The following is a 17,924-nucleotide window of genomic DNA, read 5'->3' as shown; positions in this document are numbered from 1 at the left end:
TCAGTCCGTATTGCCAAGCCGAGCCAGAAACAGATACTGCCCCGCCGCAGCCAGCGAGGAATCGGCCTGCGGCAGCACCAGCAACGGTTCGAAACCGGCTTCGCGCAGCTCACGGTCCCAACCCCCGATATCCAGAAAAAGGCGGCCGGTGAATCGGCGCCGGTCAGCCATGCCCGGCATCGGAGTCCTTGGCGCCGGCGAGAGCAGGAACTGCATGCAGGTCAGCACGGCGTGGTTATCGCGGCACGATTCGGTGAACAGCAGCCAACCTCCCGGCGCCAGCAGTTGATGAATATGAACGAGGGTTTGCCCCAGATGGCGAGCGTTGTGCAGTACATTGCCGGCCAACACGAGATCGGCGCTAGCCGGCGGCACCCCCTGGCTGGAAAATGCGGTATTGATGTCCAACAGCTCGTAGCGCATTCCCGGCTGACCGGCAAACCGTTCACCGGCGGCGACGGTAAAGATCCGGGACAGATCGGAGAATAGGTAGTCCACCGCCATACCGTTCAACGCCCGCAAGGTGGAAGCGGTGGTCAATCCAGCGCCGGCGCCCAACTCGACCACTCTCAAGGGAGACGGATGCTGCTCCGCCAAATGCCGGGCCAGATAGCCGCAGGCGGTGTTGAGATAAGACGTGAACAAGTTGTCCTGATACGCTCCGAGTGCTTCCAGCACCTTGCCGTCCCGGAACAACAGCTGCTCGATGCGCAGTTCATCGCGGATCAATCGCGGCAAACAGGCCAGCGCCCGGGAATGACCCTCGGCCATGATCGGCGGGAATCCCAATTGAGCGTAGGCATCTTTCATATTCTCCGCCAGCTTTTCCGATTCGTCCTCAGACGTGGCGGCGGAGCGCCAGCGGCAAATCCCCATACTCTCTTCCAACATTCCAGCGGCCAGCAAGGCCGCCAGCCAGGACCGCAGCAACCCGGCATGCCGGGACGCCGCGCCTATCATCGTCACAACCTGTTCCCGGGATATAGAGTCACCGGCGGACCAGCCACATTGCTGAAGGCAACCTTGCATGGCGAGGCGGCTGAGGGTTTCCAGTCGTTCCATGGCCTCCGGAATCCGTGCCGGGTCGCACACCGGACGACGATGCCGGCGTACACCCGCCAGCCCGGCCTGATGAACGACAGCGGTATCGAGCATCACAATGCGCCCTCCTCGGCTTCGGTGAACATCTCCAGAGGGCCGTCCAGGACGGTGAGACCGCTCACCATGCCGGTGGCGAGCAAGGACTCGACGGCAGATACCGGCTCCACTGACATCGCCGCGAACTGACGGCCGGGGAGGATGTTCTGCTCCAACGCCGCGCGGGTCACCACCGCCGCAAAGGCGCCGGTCAATTCGCTATTGCGGTGCCCCCGAAATGCCAGTGAACGAGTCCGCTGCTCTCCACTGACCACGCGGCCGCCAAGTTGCACCAGTAGGGTTACGAAGGGTGTTCGACCGGCCATGTCCAGGCGGCTAGACCGTTGCAGCAGGGAGGCGGCTCCCTCACGAGACATGCCGTGGACCCAATCTAAAGCCGCCAGGGTATGGCGTCCGGCAACAACCGTGTACCAGTCCCCCTGTTCAAGTTCCAGGGACGAGGCAATCCGTTCCGCTTCCCGATTCAGGTAGGGCAACGCCGTCACCCGGCCGGGAAAGAACGGCAACCCCGCGTCACTGTTGCGGACCAGCACGCCGGGACGGCATCCTTGCCGCCATGCGGCCAAGGGCCGTCCAAAACCGTCCTCGACACTTTGCAGGTAATCGTCGGCGGCCACCGCGGTAAAGTGATCGAGCAAACCGAAATAGCTGACCAGCCGACTTACTTTGTCGAAACCAGTAGCAGCCAGCCAGCGCGGCAGCAGTCCGGTAAGACCGGGCTGCAAACCGGCAGAGAGCAGTGCCCGGCACCCCTGCTCACGGTAGTCGGCGTCGTCCAGAAGCGCATACAGACCGTCATCGCCGGCCACATCCACGTAATCGGCGCCCTCTTCCAAAGCGACCAACGCCGGCCCCGCACCGATCAGATGGGAAGGCCCCGCGCAGTTGAGAAGCACACGACAACCGGATACGAACCGCGCCAGAGACGAACGGTCCATGAAATCCGCTTCCGCGGCTTCCAGCGATGGGGCATCCAGTGTTCTTACCAGGGCCCTGGCAGCGGCGCCGTCACGACCACCGATCCGCAACGGACCGAGCCCTAGCGCCAGCAAGGCCCTGACCGCCGCCGTTCCGACCTCACCGTAACCTCCCAACACTGAGATCATGGCACTGCTTCCCCCGTCAGCCGCCATCCCTGGGCGCGATTGCGTTCTTGCCAGAACGCGCAATAGCGCGGATCACTGGCCTGTAACTGCCGATGCGTACCGGCGGCGACGACAACACCGTCCTCAAGCATAAGAATCTGATCCGCCGCACGAATCGTGGACAGCTGGTGCGCCACCACAATGAGTGTGGAACGCGCCTTCAGGGTACGGATGGCGTTTTGAACATGGCGCTCGTTCTCCGCGTCGAGAGCGGCGGTGGCTTCATCGAGAATCACGATCGAGGCTCGTTTCAACAAGGCGCGCGCCACGGAAATCCGTTGTCGCTCGCCGCCGGACAAGGCGCTGCCACCCTCGCCCACCGATGAGCGCCAGCCGAACGGCAACCGTTCCACGATGTCATCGACACCGGCAAGCCGGGCGGCTTCGCGAACCTCAGCTTGGCTGGCCGTCGGCGAGCCGATGCGGATGTTTGCTTCGAGGGTATCGTTGAACAGGTAGACGTCCTGCATCACTGGCGCGATCTGCGCCATCAGATCCCCGGTGGTCAAGCTGCGGACATCACTACCACCCATCCGCACCGATCCGCTGTCGACGTCGTGAAAGCGCATGATCAGTTTGGTAAGCGTGGTTTTGCCGGACCCGGAAGGTCCGACGATGGCGGTCATGGTTCCCGCTGGCACATGGAACGAGACACCGTTTATCAACTTCTCCCCGGGCCGGTATCCGAACACCACCTCAGAGAACGCCACCGATCCCGGATCGCTCATCGGCATGGAATGACCCGATTCCGGCAGCGGTTCCTGATCGAAGATGTCCGCGAGCCGTCGCAAATCGTTCGCCGCCATGCGCAGTTGCCCGCTGCGCGCTGCCGCCTCTGCGAGCGGACTGGCCAGCCGCGCGGACAGAGCCAGAAGAGCGATGAGTTCGACGTTGTCGAGAGCGTGGGCGAACACCAGGGTCACGCCGACCGCCAACAGGGCAGCAAAAGCGAGATGTATACCCAGCCCCGCCACCAGAAGACGGGGGAAAGTAGCACTGAGGTGGTCACCGCCGGCACGGCGTTGCTCCTCAATGGCCTCGTCCAATGGCAGGTAGCCATCCGTGGTACGACCGAAAGCCCTCAACACTGGCTGCAGGCGAGCGAATTCCACCACTCGGTTACTGGCCTCGACACCGGCGGCATCGACCTGCAGCTCGGTACGGGCAATCCATGACGACGACCAGTTATGAAGCAGGAATATCAGTGGGGCGGCGAATAAAACAGTCAGCCCAAGACGCCAGTCGAAATACAATAGAGCGACGGCTGTGGTGGCTGGGGTGAGAATTCCGGTCGCCACTGGAGTCAACAGATGGGCGAAGACATTAGTAACCAACATGGTCCCGCCGGTAGCGCTACGCGACAGCCGGCCTACACGCTCCGACGAAAACCACCCCAGCGGTAGGGAGACCAGCTTAGCCCCGAGGCGGTCATGAAGCGTGGTCAGCACCACCAGCGCCAGCGCGAAGCCTTTCATTGCCTGGCGATAGTGGGCGACGGCCACCAGCACCACCATCAGCGCCAACCCCAGCAATCCATAGCCCGCACGCTTCATATCACCGTGCATCATCGCCGCCAGCACCGGCACCAGAAAGGCGATGGCGACGCCCTGGAGTACCGCGTAGGCGATCAACCAGTTCAGATAGCGGTACAGATCCCGGCGATGCACCGGTCCCAGTATTTTCGAAAGATCACCTATCATGCCCGTGCCGCCTCTTCCCGCTCGCCCCCTTCCGACTCCACAAACGTCTGCAGTCGCCACAAGCGCGCGTACAAACCGCCCGCTTCCAACAGCCGATCATGGGTGCCCTGCTCAACAATCTGGCCGCCGTCGATGACGGCGATTTGATCCGCGGCAACGATGGAAGCTAAGCGATGGGCAATCACCAGAACCGTCCGCCCCAACGCCAGAGTGGACAGCGCATCCTGAATGTGCGCCTCGGATTCCGGATCGGCATGGGCCGTAGCCTCGTCCAGAATCAGAATCGGCGTATCGGCGAGCAACATACGGGCAATCGATACCCGCTGCGTTTCACCACCGGAAAACACCGCGTCCTCGCCAATCACGCTGTCGTATCCTCGGGGCAAAGCCAGAATGCGATCATGGATGCGAGCAGCACGGGCCGCCTCGATCACCGCCGCCTGATCGGCGCCGGGCCGCCCCAGACAGACGTTGTCGCGGACCGTACCGCGCACCAGTTGCGCATTCTGCAGCACGAAACCCACTTTTCCGTACAACACGGAGGGAGCAATCTCGCGAACGTCGACACCGCCCACCCGCACTGTTCCAGCGCTGACGTCATGAAACCGGGGCACCAGCATGGCCAGAGTGGATTTGCCGGCTCCGGACCGGCCCACCAGGGCGGTCACCGTGCCGGGCCGGCAATTCAGCGAGATATTGGAAAGAACCTCATGGTCGTCGGCGTAACGAAACGAGACTTGTTCGAATTCCACCGTGGCGCCGACAGGACGGCGCGGATGACAACTCACCGGTAGCGGCTCCGCTGCGAGCAACGAAGCGATTCGCTTTGCCGCGGCCTCGGCATTGCGTTGCGCGACCAGCCCCTGGTTCAACGTCAGTAGCGTTTGAGGAAGCGCCATGCCAACCAGGGTCGCGGCCATCACATCCAAAGGCCCCACCCAGCCGTTGGCAAGAAACCAGGCCCCACCGGCCAGGGTCGACAGCATGATCACCGGCGCCGACAGCGCCAGCGAAGACAACGCTTCAAGCCGCAACAGGGGCCTGACCCAACCTGCATAGCGTTCGCTGAAATTACGAACCGCGTTCTGGTAACCCTCGTAGGCCCGTCCGGACTGACCGAAAGCCTTGACCACGGTGATACCATTAACGAACTCGACAATGGCGGCGCTGACCTCGGAAAAGCTGGCGTCGAGTTGCGTCATTTTGTCGCCAAAACCGCGCATCATCCGAGCGTAAGCCACCGCGTAAACCGGCAGGGTCACCACTGCCAGCAGCATCAGACGCCAGTCGAGCCACAGCAAATAGAGCAGTCCTCCCGCGGGTAATACAATGGCGGCGACGCGCTCCACGTCATGGTGCGCCACCAAGTGATGCAGATCCTCCAAGTCGTTTTGCACCGCCTTACGGACGGCGCCGGAGGTCTTGTCGGAATACCAGCCCAAAGGCACGCGGCCGAGTACTCGTACCAGCTCGCGCCGCAGTGACGCCTGCATGCGATGATCGGCTAGATGGGTAGCCCAGAGCGCCAACCCCATGCAGAGCCAGCCCAACAAAAGCGCCAGCCCGATCAGCGCCGCGATCATTCCCACCCGGACGGTATCGATAGGACCTGGAGCCATCAACACTCGCCCCAGTTCCACGATGGCGATAAAGGGAAGCAGCGAGCTCAATGCCCCCACCCCTCCGAGTATCACACCGAGGCGAATCAACCCCGCCACCGGGCGACGCAACTCGTACAAAGGCGGGTTGGATGTGTGATTCACCGGTTCCCCCGCAGAGTTTCAGCCAGCCGGGTGGCGACCTCTTCCACATGGGGCGGTTCGATCACACTGAAATGATTGCCCGGCACATCGACAAGGTTAAACACGCCGAGGCAGGTGTTTTCCCAGAATGGCGCCGCGTAGTGGCCGATACCGGCGGTGATGCCGAACGACTGCTGCTCCCTGCACCGCAGATAGTTGATGTTTCCGACGTAGGGCGGCGGGTCGAAACGAGCGGCCCGCATACTGTGTCGGCACACCCGGAACAAGGCCGGGATCAGTTCGGGCCCGACCGGAACTCCGGCCTGACCGCCGGCGAGGCGGGCGTAGCCGGCCAGCCGTTCATCCTGGGGTATCGCCGAGCGTTGACGCACCGCCTCTGCCACCACCCGCAGGCCATCATCACCATCTAGGCCGGCCATGGCTCCGGCTGGGATACGGCGGTCGTATTGATGCATCAACGTATCGATCGCACGGTAAACGTCTTCGTGCTCGACCCCGGCACCGAAAACATCTTTTACCGGATCAAGGTTCAGGTTGGGCGCGAAGATCGCTTCAAACGCCAGTTCTTCGTCCGTTTCGATGAACATCGGAATACTGTCTACCAACGTCAGATCGATCACCTCGAGACCCCGTTCCAGCAGGCGGCGCGACACTTCCATCGCCAGCAACCCGCCAAGGCAATAGCCGATCAACTGGAAACGTCGGTAACCCTCATCCACCAATCGCTGCGCGTAATCATCGGCGACCCGATTGATCAGTTCTTGATGAGGGATGGCCAGATACCGTTCGGGATCCGCCACCGCCAGCCCCACCACGGGCCCCTGTTGCTGAGCGGCCAGCGTCCGCCCGAGATGTTGGAAATAGTCCATGGTGCCGAGCGCCGCGTGGAACAGCACCCGTACCGGCCCCTCACCACCACCGAACGGAACGATGAGGGAGTTACTGCCGGGCCGCGGCCGCGCCGCGCCGACGTCCGCAATCGTGGCGGACGAGTTGGCGGCCGGTTCCGCGTCGCCTGGCGATGAGCGCAGAGCCCGGGCAAGCGCCGCCACCGTGGGTTCATTAAGCATCTGCCGCAGCAAGGCGTCGTAGGTAAAGGCCTGAGCCTCCGGAACGGTTTCGCGCAACTGTCCCGCCACCCTGGCCAGTACCAGGGAATCCGCGCCCTGATCGTAGAAGTTATCTTCAGTGCCGATGTGCGGCAGCCCCAGCGCCGCCGCCCACAGCGCACGCAAGCCGTCCACCAGCGGATCAGCGGATTGCTCCTCCGTGTGTCCACCACCTTGAATCAAAGGCGCAGGCTTCCAACCGGCCAGAGTCTTGCGATCCAACTTGCCATTGGCGGTCAGCGGGAGTCGATCAAGCACCTGTATATGGGCAGGCATCATGTAGCCGGGCAGGCGTTCGGAGAGGAACGCAAACAAATCCGTGTCGGACAGCGGAGCACGGTCGCTTTTGAAACGCGCCGCGATCAAGTTCATTCCACAAACCGCCAGCGGATGCGTCAGCTCAGGCAAGCAAATCAGGTCCTGCCCCCCCTTGCTCTTTAGCACTGCAAGCCAGGCCTCCCGAGAGGAAAACGGCGCCCGACCGGTTTCCCGATCTCCGTCCGGCTCCATCATGAATCCCTGGGTCAGCAGAATATGCGGATGCTCCACCGTCGGCTCGGTCAATATCAACCAGCCTCCCGGTGCCAGCAATTCGATGATCCTCTCGACGGCCGCTTCCGGATCCCGGGTACTGTTGAGCACTCCCGCGCTCAGCACCACGTCCTGGGAGTTCGGCGCTAACCCCTGAGCCCGGTAGTCCTGGTCCAGATTGAACAATCCGAAACGCATCCACGGCAGGTTTCCCCAGCTCTGGCGGGCCGCTGACAGAAAGAACGGTGTCAGGTCCGTAAACAGATACTCCACCTGGAAACCATCCAGCATGGGCACCACCGCCGAGGTGGTGGCGCCGGTACCGGCCCCTATTTCCAGAACCCGCAGCGGCGTCGCTTCAGTGCGCTCCAGCGCCAGACGGTTCAACAAGGCGGCCACGGCGTGATTGTTGTAGCGTGTGATCAGGTCATCCCGGTATAAGGCCAATGCGATGTCCTGCTCGCCTCGCGGGAACAACAGCTCAAACGGGTTTTGCTCCCCGCTCAACAGTTCCGGCAAACGCGCCACGTGTGCCTTGTGATAATCGATGAATTCCCGGGTACACCAGCGCCGCTCGACGCCGGTCTCGACACGCCGCCAGGCCTGCTCCACTCCCGCGCTGTCGATGTCGGCCGTCCTCCAGTACTGGTCTTCGTTGTCCCCTTTACTCAACCAGCCGTTCCGCACCAACAACGCCAACCAGCGACGAATCAGCCAATGATGTCGCGGTTCAGCGGCCAGGGCCTGGATCACCTGATCCGAGGAGCAACGGGATTCCCTATCGACAAACAGGCGATGTTCGAGCATGACGTTCAGCAGCGACGCCAAAGCGGCATGATGGAGCGCATTGACCTGCGTGCCCACGCCCTCGCATTCCAGACCTCGGAGCTGATACTCCGCCATCCGCCGCGCCGCTTCACCAAACTCCGCCGAAACCTGGTGCGCCTCCACGCCGCGACGCGGTTCGGCAAAACCCAGCAGCATCCGGTCACTGCTGTCGTTGTCCGCGGTAATGGCGACGGCAGCAGCTACATTCGGGTGAGCGAGTATCGCCGCTTCCACCTCGCCCAGTTCAACACGGTGTCCGCGGACTTTGACTTGACCATCATCACGGCCGAGAAACTCCAATTCGCCGGATCGCAAATAGCGCGCCAGATCGCCGGTGCGATAAAGCCTCTGTCCGTCCAGCGGATGGGGGAAGAATCGCGCTTCGGTCAAGACCGGATCACCCAGGTATCCGGTGGAGAGTCCGAGGCCGGTGATATAGAGCTCACCGGGAACCCACACCGGCCGATCTCGGAATTCGGCGTCGAGGACACGAAACCCCTGATTCGCCAACGGACGTCCGTAGGGGATACTGGTCCATTCCGGATCCAGCTTTTCAACACGGTGATAGTTGGACCAAATCGAAGCCTCGGTGGCCCCCCCGAGAGCCACCAGAGACAGACACGGCGCATGCCGACGAATATGATCGTGCAACGTCAGCGGAACCCAATCCCCGGAGACCAGCGCCAAACGCAGCGTTGTCAGTGTGGCGGGTTCTCCATCGAGATAATTGGCCAGCATTTGCAATTGGGCCGGCACCGAGTTCCAGACGGTGACGTCGTGCTCGATGACGCATTGCGCCCAGTGCGAAGGGTCGGCCCCTCGTTCCGCGTCCGGCAGCACCAGCGCGCCGCCCTGGGAAAGAGGACCGAAGATATCGTAAACGGAAAGGTCGAAGCCCAGTTGCGCCAGCCCCAGTACACGGTCACCGGCATCGACCTCGAAACGACGATTAATGTCGTCGATGGTATTGAGCGCGGCCTGGTGGGTGATCATCACTCCTTTCGGGTCACCGGTTGAACCCGAGGTATAGATCACGTACGCCAGTGTGTTGGGAGCTCCCTGCGATATCCGTGGCATCCGTTGCGCTTCGCCGAGCGTATCCGTTTCGATCGTACGAACCGTATCGGGCAGATCCAAAGGCCGATGGCAGGACTGAGTCAGCACCACCGCCACCGACGCGTTGGCGAGCACCTTGTCCCTGCGCCGCACCGGTTGGGTCGTCTCTAACGGCAGATAAACCGCGCCGGCCAGCAGAATTCCAAGAACCGCGACCACCTGCTCCACCCCTTTGCGCATCAGAATGGCGACGCGCTCACCGGGTTGGCAGCCACCGTCCCGCAATGCCTCGGCCACGGCCGCCGCACGCAGTGCCAGAGTGCGGTAACACAGTGTGTCTTCCGGCCCTACAATGGCGATGGCTTCTGGCGTGCGCTCGGCTTGTTCCAACACGGTTTGGTGCAAGAGCCGGTTCGACACCGGCGCTTCGGTATCATTGACCTGCGCCCTGATTGACGTTTGCCATGCGGGAAGAGGAAGCGAATTGGCAGCGGACCAACTTCGACCGCCGGAGGCCAGATCCAGGATCAACGTCTGAAATGCATCCCACATATCGTCGATCAAACCTTCGGGAAACACGCCCTGACGGACATCCCAATTCAGTTCCAATCCGTCCGCGTCATCGCGGACCTGGCAATCCAGGAACACTTGCGGCGTCTGGGTAACACCGTTCTCCAGCCGGCAACCGATATCCATTTCACCGGTTCCATCCAGACCTATGGCACTGGTGAACACCACCGGCATGAAAGCGGCTTCGTGGCCACGCCGTCTACTGATTTCGCGAATGACTTCCACGCCAGAAAACAGACGATGGTCCAGGTCCGCGAACAGTTGCTCGCCCAGAACAGCCGCCTGCTCATGAAACGGGCGCCCGCCGAAAGCAGGCACTTCCAACAGACTGACCGAGGTGAAATCCCCTACCAAACGGTTGACCTGAGGATGCAGCGGTTGACGATTCAGCAGGGTCAAATTCAGCGAGAAGTGAGGAGATCGGCTCCAGCGCTGTAGTACCGCAACATAAGCGGCCAGCACCACATTGGAGGCGGTCAGGCTGAACATGGAGGCTTGTCGCCGCAGCGCCTCCCAATGACCGCGTGGCAGACGCCAATGATGACGCCGAAAGCGCGCGCGGTTCTCCACCGCGGTTCGAGACAAGAGCGGTAATTCCGGCGCACTGGGCAAAGCCTCCACCCGATCCATCCAGTAATCCCGGGCTCTGCGATAGGCAACACCGTCGCGCAACCGCCGTTCGGCCAGCAGGTAGTCGCGGAACCTGATGTCCAGAGCGGGCAAGGTGTCACCGTGCCCCCGAAGTATCTGGTTCAACTCGGAGAATAGAATGCCGGCGCTGGCCCAGTCCGCGATCAGCGCATCCAAGGAGAAATGAAGAATGTCGCCACCACGGGTGCGCGTCAGACGCAGTTCAAACAACGGCCACTTGCCGGTGTCGTAAAGGCGATGGTCCATCTCCGCGCGGGACGCACGTAGATGCTGCTCCAACTCGGAAGGCGCCCAGTCCCGGCCGTCCTGCACCGCGATCCGATAGCATGGCACTTCCGGCAGCACGCGCTGGTAGCCGTCCGCGCTGATCACCGCGCGCAGCATATCGTGGCGGTGGATCAGATCGTTCCAGGCATCTTGCAACGCGGCTGGATCAAGTTCCGGGTAGATCGCCTCCAGATAGCCGTGGCAGGCCACGCCCCCAAAACCAAAGGATTCGCTGCGTCCGAGCAGGTAGGCCTCCTGCACCTCGGTCAATGGAAAAGGCTCATGGCGAGCCTGGGCGTCCGCCGCCACCGCTCCCGCCTTATCCGTGCGCAACAGATCGATGATCTGCGTTTTGTGAGTACGCAACACCGCAATTTTTTCCTCGGTAAGTACTCCTCTGGGGGCACGGAAACGCAGTTGCTCCTCCTCTGCCCAGAGTTCCACTCCGAGTCCTTGCAGTTCCTCAATCAAGGCATTGGCGTTCATAATGTAAGACTCCCTGTGTGTCCTGGGTGAGAAATCGGGGCGGTCAGATACTCACAGGGCGCCTTCTTCTGTATCCACGGCGCGCGCCGCTTCGACTTCGATGGCCACCGCCACATCCGCTAACATAGGCTGGGTAAAAAGGTGACGAAGGGGTAAAGTCACTCCATAGCGGCGGCACAGGGTTTCGGTAAAACGGGTTGCCAAAAGGCTATCGCCCCCCAGTTCGAAAAAACTGTGCTGTCGTTGTGGAAAAGGCACCTCTAGCAGTGCTTCCCAGATCTCAGCGACGCGCTGTTCCCACTCGCCCTGCGGCGGCCCGGATTGACTCTCGTCCTTCGAAGCGGGGCTTTTGAAGCATTCCGCCAGCGCGGCACGATCCACCTTGCCATTGGCGGTCAGCGGCAAGGCATCCATCACCTCGATGTGTTCGGGAACCATCGGCGGCGGCAATATTCCGATCAGGTGCGAATGCAGAAGGTCGCCATCGGGGACCGGGTGCCCGGGTGGCGCCACCACGGCAGCTACCAGTCGCGCCGTTGAAGCCGGCCCACGCAGCACGAGCGCGACCGCATGGTCAACGCCGGGGCATTCCAGAAGCGCTGCTTCGATCTCTCCAAGTTCGATACGATGGCCGCGAATTTTGACCTGATCGTCGATCCGACCGAGAAACTCCAACACGCCGTCCGGCCAGTAGCGGGCCCGGTCACCGGTCCGATACCATCGGCCCGTGGTATCGTCGCGACCCGTTTTAATGGTAACGAAGCGCGCGCCGCTGCGCTCAGGGTCGGCACGGTAGCCGAGCGCCAGACCGTCCCCACCGATCCACAGTTCACCGCTGACCCAGTCCGGACAATCCTGCCCTTGCTCGTCGACCACACGGAAACGCTGATTGGACAGAGGTCGCCCGTAGGGAATGGAACGCCAGTCGGCATCCACCGTCTCGACCTCATAGAAATTGGACCAGATCGACGCTTCGGTGGCACCGCCCAAAGCGATGAAACGGCATTCGGGGAAGCGGGCGGTGAGACGCCTGGGCAGATCCAAACCGATCCAGTCGCCGGAAGCCAGAGCCAGACGCAACGGCGCCGGTGGCGAGGACTGATCGCTGACCGTCAACAACATCTCCAACAAAGCCGGAGCACTGTTCCAAATGGTCGCACCATGTCGTCGCGCCAGTTCGTGCCAGTCGCGGGCCTCGCGTCTCGCCTGTTCGTCGATGAGAATCAGCGAACCGCCGGTGGAAAGAAGACCGAAGATGTCGTAGACCGACAGATCGAAATTCAGGGCTGATACCGCCAGCACACGATCCTGCGCGTCGACACCGAAGCGGCGGTTAATATCGAGTATCGTATTCAGGGCAGCGCGGTGAGTAATCTCCACGCCTTTGGGTTCACCGGTGGAGCCGGAAGTAAAAATCACGTACGCCAGCTGATCCGTGGCCACCGACACAGGTTCAGGCAAGGGCTCGACGGCCCGTATGCGGGAAAACAAACAGGGTGATACCTGGTCCGGCCAGGATTGGTTCGAGTCGGTCACCACCCGGCGAACACCGGCCCGCCGCAACACCCGATCACGACGGGCGACCGGCTGATCCATGCCCAGGGGCAAATAGGCAGCACCGGCGGCCAGCACCCCCAATACAGCGGCGATCTGATCCGGACTCTTGGGCAGATGCACCGCCACCACCTCCTCCGGAGAGACGCCACCGCGTATCAATTCCGCAGCCACCCGCAGCGCGCTATCGGCCAGTTCGCCGTAGCTCCGCGTCCCGCTCCGCCCCCATCGCAAGGCAATCCAGTCGGTGTTTTCCCGTGCGTTCTGAAAGAAGCGGTCGTGTAAGGCGTGCTGAGGAAGCGGCGCGGTAGTGGCATTGACCTGTCGGCGCACTTCGCGTTGACCCAACGGCATCAGGTCCGGCGGCGGCATTCGCCAGTCCATATCGCCCAACAGATGCAACAAACGGAGATAGGCATCGAACATATCGGCGATCAATCCACCGGGGAAGAGGTCCTCCACCACGTCCCAGTTCAATGCGATGCCGCCATCCGCTTCTACCACCTGGTGGTCTATCCACACCTGTGGTGTCTGCGTAACGCCCCAGACCTGCCGGCTGAAAGGGCCGCTTTCCGGAAAAGCGGTGCCACCGGGGACACCCAAAGCGCTGGTGAACACCACCGGCATGGACACCATGGCATCCCCAGTATCCCGGGCCAACTCGCGCAACAGTGCGACACTTGAGCATGCACGATGATCGAGCGCCTCCCCCAGTTCTTTCTGTGTTCGCCGAAGGCGATCAAGCCAGCTATCGGTGTTCCGTGCCCGGTAACCAAGTAGTGTCAAGGACGTGAAGTCACCCATCACCCGGTGAATGTCGGGGTGGCATTCCTGGCGATCAAAGAGAGTCAGATTCAGCGTCAAGTCCGGGCTAGAACTCCACCGGCCCAACACCTCGGCGAAGGCGGTCAGTAGAATAGCCGACGCGGTGACACCCTCGAGCTGGGCCCAGTTCGTCAGACGGGACCAGGTTGTGGCGTCCAGGCTTCCCTGGTAACGAACAAAGCGCGGCACGCCGATTTCTTCCGGGTTACGGGCCAGCGGCAGCTCCGGTGCCGGCGGCAGTTCCGGCAATTTGCGCAGCCAGAATTCCCGGGCTGTCTGCAGCGCCTGCGGCGAAGGTGCACTGTTTAGCCGGTAATCGCGAAACGACAAAGATATCGGTGGCAGAGAGGCATCGGGTTGCTGATAAAGCTGACTCAATTCCGCGTAAAACATCACGATGCTGAGTGCATCGACGATCATATTATCCAGACTAATCGCCAGACGCGTACCCTGTCGCGAACGTATCGCGCGGATGTCGAACAACGGCCAGCGTGTAGGGTCGAACACTCGATGCGAGGCTTCCGCACGCACCGCGTCGCAGACCTCGTCCCAACGGCCCTCCGCATCATCGATTTTGATGGAAAAACGCGGCACATCGGGCAAAATCCGCTGGCGACCTTCTTCATCGAACACCGCGCGCAACATCTCATGCCGGCCGATTAGGGTATTCACCGCAGCTTCCAGCCGTGCGATATCCAGATCCCCGGCATCGTACTCGCGGTAAAAATGGCAGCCGACACCACCCAGCACCAGCCCCGGATCCCGGCCGATCCAATAGGCGTGCTGCACCTCCGTAGGCGGGAACGGCTGATAGCGGTTTTCGACATCCGCGTGCCACTCCTGCATCAGCGCCGGAGCACCGCCGAGGTGCAGAGTGGCGGCGAACTCCGATAGGGTCGGATTCTCGAACAACGCCGCCAGACGCACACCCGCAATGCCGAGCTCGCCAAGTTGTCGTGCCATCCGGGTGGCAAGCAGCGAATCGCCACCGAGGGAAAAGAAGTTCTGATCGCGCCCTACTGCGGACACCTTGAGCAGCCTGGACCAGATTTCGGCCACACGACGTTCCAGTTCGCCTTCGGGGGGAACGACGAGCGTCGGGTTTGCCGCCTTGGCACTTTGCTCAATGAGGCGGGCCAACGACTTGCGATCAACCTTGCCGTTGGCGGTAAGCGGCAATTCGGAGCAGCAGTAAAGGCTTACCGGCACCATCGCCGGTGGCAGCGTCTCGCGCAGGTGCTCCCGGAGCGGCTGAAACGCCGCCGGGGGGGCCTGCAGGTCCAGCCACCCGCCCGCGCCCGTCGTACTTTGATTACGGCCGGACAACGTAATAACGCCCACCAGGCCCTGCTTGACCGCCAACGCCACGGCCTGACCGACCCCGGGACCGGAAACCAGGGCCGCCTCCACTTCACCAAGCTCGATGCGATGACCGCGCAATTTGATTTGCTGGTCGAGGCGTCCTAGGAATTCGACGTTACCGTCCGAGCGATAGCGAGCCTGATCCCCGGTGCGATACCAGCGCCGTCCGTCATGCACGACAAATTGGCGGGCGGTTCTTTCCGGATCCCCGCGATAGCCCCGGGCCACCCCTTCCCCGCCAATCCAGAGCTCGCCCGGAACGAAGTCCGGGCAGTCTCGGTCCAAAGCGTCCACCACTCTCAGGCAAACGTTGCCCAGAGGCTTGCCGTAGGGAGCGGAATGCCAGGAGGGCCGGGTTTCCGTAACCTCGAAGAAAGTGGAATGAATGGCCGTCTCGGTGGTGCCCCCCAGTGCAATGAAACGACACCCCGGCGCCCAGTTCGCCAGTCTGCCGGGAAGATTCGGGGGAATTTTGTCGCCCCCAAGCAACACGGCCCGCAGCGTCACCGGCCCGCTTTCATCGTTCGGCGCGCTCAGCATCATGTCCAGCAACGCGGGTACGCAATTCAGGAGGCTAACCCCATGGCGCCGTATCAATCGATTCCAGGCCGCCGCATCCCGGCGCTCGGCCTCGTCCACGCAAACCACGGCGGCTCCCACGGAAAGAGCGGCAAAAATATCGAAAACCGAGAGATCGAACTCGAGAGCGGACAGCGCCAGAATTCGATCGGCGCCGGATAGCTCCAGGCGGCGATTCAAATTTTCAATGGTATTCATGGCGGCTCGATGCGGCACCTCCACGCCCTTGGGCTCGCCGGTAGAACCAGAGGTGTAAAGGATGTAGGCGAGGTCTTGATCCGAACCAGGCACGGGCGCCGCCAGCGGCTCAGCGTCCTGCGGCAAGGCATCGAGCACCAGGCGCACCGCGGCGGCGCGCCGGATGCGTTCGCGCCGGGCCGCCGGCTGGTCCACACCGATTGGCAGGTACACCGCTCCCGCCGCCAGCGTGCCGAGCACGGCGATAATCTGTTCCGGCCCCTTCGGCAGCAACACTGCTACCACGTCCCCCGGTCGCACGCCTTTCGCCACCAGATAGCCGGCGACGGCCATCGCTTGACGCCGTAGCTCGCCATAGGACAACGCCCCATGCTCTTCCCAAAGCAGCGCCAGCGCTTGCGGCTCGGCTTCGGCAAAGGCCAGGAAGCCGTCATGCAGACGGCGACCAGATACCGGCGTTCCGGTGGCGTTGATCGCCTCCCGCTGTTTCCGAGCGGCATCGGGCAACAACGGCGAAACCGGTTGGTTCCAGACCTGGGGGCGGTCGATCAGATCGGCCAACAATCGGCCGTGCGCATCGAACAAGGCATCCAGCACACCCGGCTCGAAGGCATCCTCCCGCGCATCCAGATTCACCAGCAAGCCGCCATTGAGTTCCGTGACCTGAGCATCCAGCCAGACCTGCGGGTTCTGGGAAATAATCCAGGAAGGACGGCCAAGACACTCCTGGACAATGTCGGGAAAAAGCTCCCCCAGCCCCAAGGCACTGGTGTAAACCACCGGAGCCAGCCACCGCTCGCCATGACGACGGGAAAGCTCCCTCAGTACCTCGACGCCGGAAAAACCGCTGTGTTGCACATCCGAATGAAAGCGCGCCTGCAGCGCGGTGGCCCGCTCGACGAAAGTCCCCCCAGCACCGCCCTGCCACTCCAACAACACTGAGGAAGTGAAGTCGCCGACAAGGAGATCGGCCTCAGGATGGAGCGGCTCACGATTAAACAGAGGGAGATTGAGCAGAAAGGCGGGTTCGGCGCTCCAAGCGGTCAGGACCTCGGCGAACAGAGCCGCCAGCGCCATAGCGGGCGTCAAACCATGCTGCCGGGCCGCCGCCTCGAAGGCTCGAACTGAATCCGGCGCCAACCATCTGTGTCGGCGCACCACTCGCGTTGCGTTCCGCTCCTCACCCGCGCCGACCACCGGCAGGCGTGGTGCCGCCGGCATCTGATCGAGTCGTTGCCACCAGTAAGCCCGGTCGTTCCGCAATGCGCTTGCCCGATCCGGCTGACACAACGCGGCTTCGCGGTCAGCCAGATACTGTGGATAACTGTACTGGATGGGAGGCAATTCCCGGCCCGCATACAGATAAGCCAGATCCTTCAACAACGTACGCAGACTCAAGGCATCGGCGGCGACCATGTCCAGATTGAAATGAATACGAGTGGCGCCAGGGCGAAGGGAAGCGGGCAACAAGGAAAGCTGAACATCGAACACCTCTCCTGCGACCAGATTCATCTGCCGGTGAGAAAGCCGCTGGCGTAGCTCTTCAAGTGCTTTTTCTGCGTCCCCGACGTCCAGCGTGCGAAAGTCATGAACGGTCAAACCCGGCCAGAGGCTGTCGGCGGGAATACGCTGGCGGCCATCGTCGGTGATGCGCACCCGCAGCATGCCGTGGCGTTCGATCAGCGCGCGAACCGCGGCTTCGAGACGCGCGGCTTCCACGCCGACACCATCGAATTCGTTGTAGAAATGGGCGGCGACACCGCCGAGATACTGCTCACCTGTACGCCCCACCCAGTACGCGTGCTGCATTAAGGCGAGCTCAAACGGTGCCTGCTCATCAACGGCCATGCCGCTGTCCGTCCGCGGTGCTTCCCGCTCACTCTCCGAAATGATCGTTCGCCAGGCTGAAACTCTTGGATCCGAGATCATCTCGGCAAAGCTGATTCCATAGCCTTGGCGGCACCATTCACTGGCCAGCCGCATCATGGTGATCGAATCGATCCCCATTTCGATGAGGTTGCCGTCCTTGCTGACGGCTTCAACGGGAAGATCAAGAACCTCCGCTACCCGAGCGCGCAGGTCCGGCACATCAGTGACATCATTCATGGTTCACCGTCAGCAAAGGATCATTCGGAGTGAATG

6 protein-coding genes are annotated in these 17,924 nt (G+C 62.1%); all 6 read right to left on the bottom strand.

Going from position 1 to position 17,924, the window contains the following annotated elements:
* Genes NB231_RS14640 through NB231_RS14615 form a run of 6 tightly spaced genes read right to left on the bottom strand, consistent with a single transcriptional unit; the run spans window position 1 to window position 17,888 of the window.
* Window positions 1–1,155, bottom strand: coding sequence for a class I SAM-dependent methyltransferase (locus NB231_RS14640; protein WP_005004356.1), 1,155 nt, complete (start codon window positions 1,153–1,155; stop codon window positions 1–3).
* Window positions 1,155–2,264: a saccharopine dehydrogenase NADP-binding domain-containing protein gene (locus NB231_RS14635; RefSeq protein ID WP_005004353.1), complete on the bottom strand. Its 1,110-nt coding sequence runs from the start codon at window positions 2,262–2,264 to the stop codon at window positions 1,155–1,157. Before NB231_RS14635 ends, NB231_RS14640 begins: the two co-directional genes overlap by 1 nt.
* Window positions 2,261–4,003, bottom strand: a complete 1,743-nt coding sequence (locus NB231_RS14630) for an ABC transporter ATP-binding protein (protein ID WP_005004350.1) — start codon at window positions 4,001–4,003, stop codon at window positions 2,261–2,263. Before NB231_RS14630 ends, NB231_RS14635 begins: the two co-directional genes overlap by 4 nt.
* Complete coding sequence (locus NB231_RS14625) at window positions 4,000–5,766, bottom strand: ABC transporter ATP-binding protein (protein WP_005004348.1); 1,767 nt, start codon at window positions 5,764–5,766, stop codon at window positions 4,000–4,002. The genes NB231_RS14630 and NB231_RS14625 overlap by 4 nt, the downstream gene beginning before the upstream one ends.
* Entirely contained in the window at window positions 5,763–11,264 is a 5,502-nt protein-coding gene (locus NB231_RS14620; protein ID WP_005004345.1) for a non-ribosomal peptide synthetase, read from the bottom strand. Before NB231_RS14620 ends, NB231_RS14625 begins: the two co-directional genes overlap by 4 nt.
* 51 nt (window positions 11,265–11,315) lie before the next feature.
* Window positions 11,316–17,888 carry a non-ribosomal peptide synthetase gene (locus NB231_RS14615; RefSeq protein WP_005004343.1) on the bottom strand — a complete coding sequence of 2,191 codons (6,573 nt, stop codon included), beginning with the start codon at window positions 17,886–17,888 and terminating at the stop codon, window positions 11,316–11,318.
* Window positions 17,889–17,924 lie beyond the last annotated feature (36 nt).

This window comes from Nitrococcus mobilis Nb-231, from assembly GCF_000153205.1.
GTDB classification, from domain to species: Bacteria; Pseudomonadota; Gammaproteobacteria; order Nitrococcales; family Nitrococcaceae; genus Nitrococcus; species Nitrococcus mobilis.
This window is presented reverse-complemented; position numbering and strand designations above follow the sequence as displayed.

Bases quoted from the DNA above. Each gene is read 5' to 3' on its own strand.
- NB231_RS14620 (WP_005004345.1), bottom strand. From the start codon at position 11,264: ATGAACGCCAATGCCTTGATTGAGGAACTGCAAGGACTCGGAGTGGAA.
- NB231_RS14635 (WP_005004353.1), bottom strand. From the start codon at position 2,264: ATGATCTCAGTGTTGGGAGGTTACGGTGAGGTCGGAACGGCGGCGGTC.
- NB231_RS14615 (WP_005004343.1), bottom strand. From the start codon at position 17,888: ATGAATGATGTCACTGATGTGCCGGACCTGCGCGCTCGGGTAGCGGAG.
- NB231_RS14630 (WP_005004350.1), bottom strand. From the start codon at position 4,003: ATGATAGGTGATCTTTCGAAAATACTGGGACCGGTGCATCGCCGGGAT.
- NB231_RS14640 (WP_005004356.1), bottom strand. From the start codon at position 1,155: ATGCTCGATACCGCTGTCGTTCATCAGGCCGGGCTGGCGGGTGTACGC.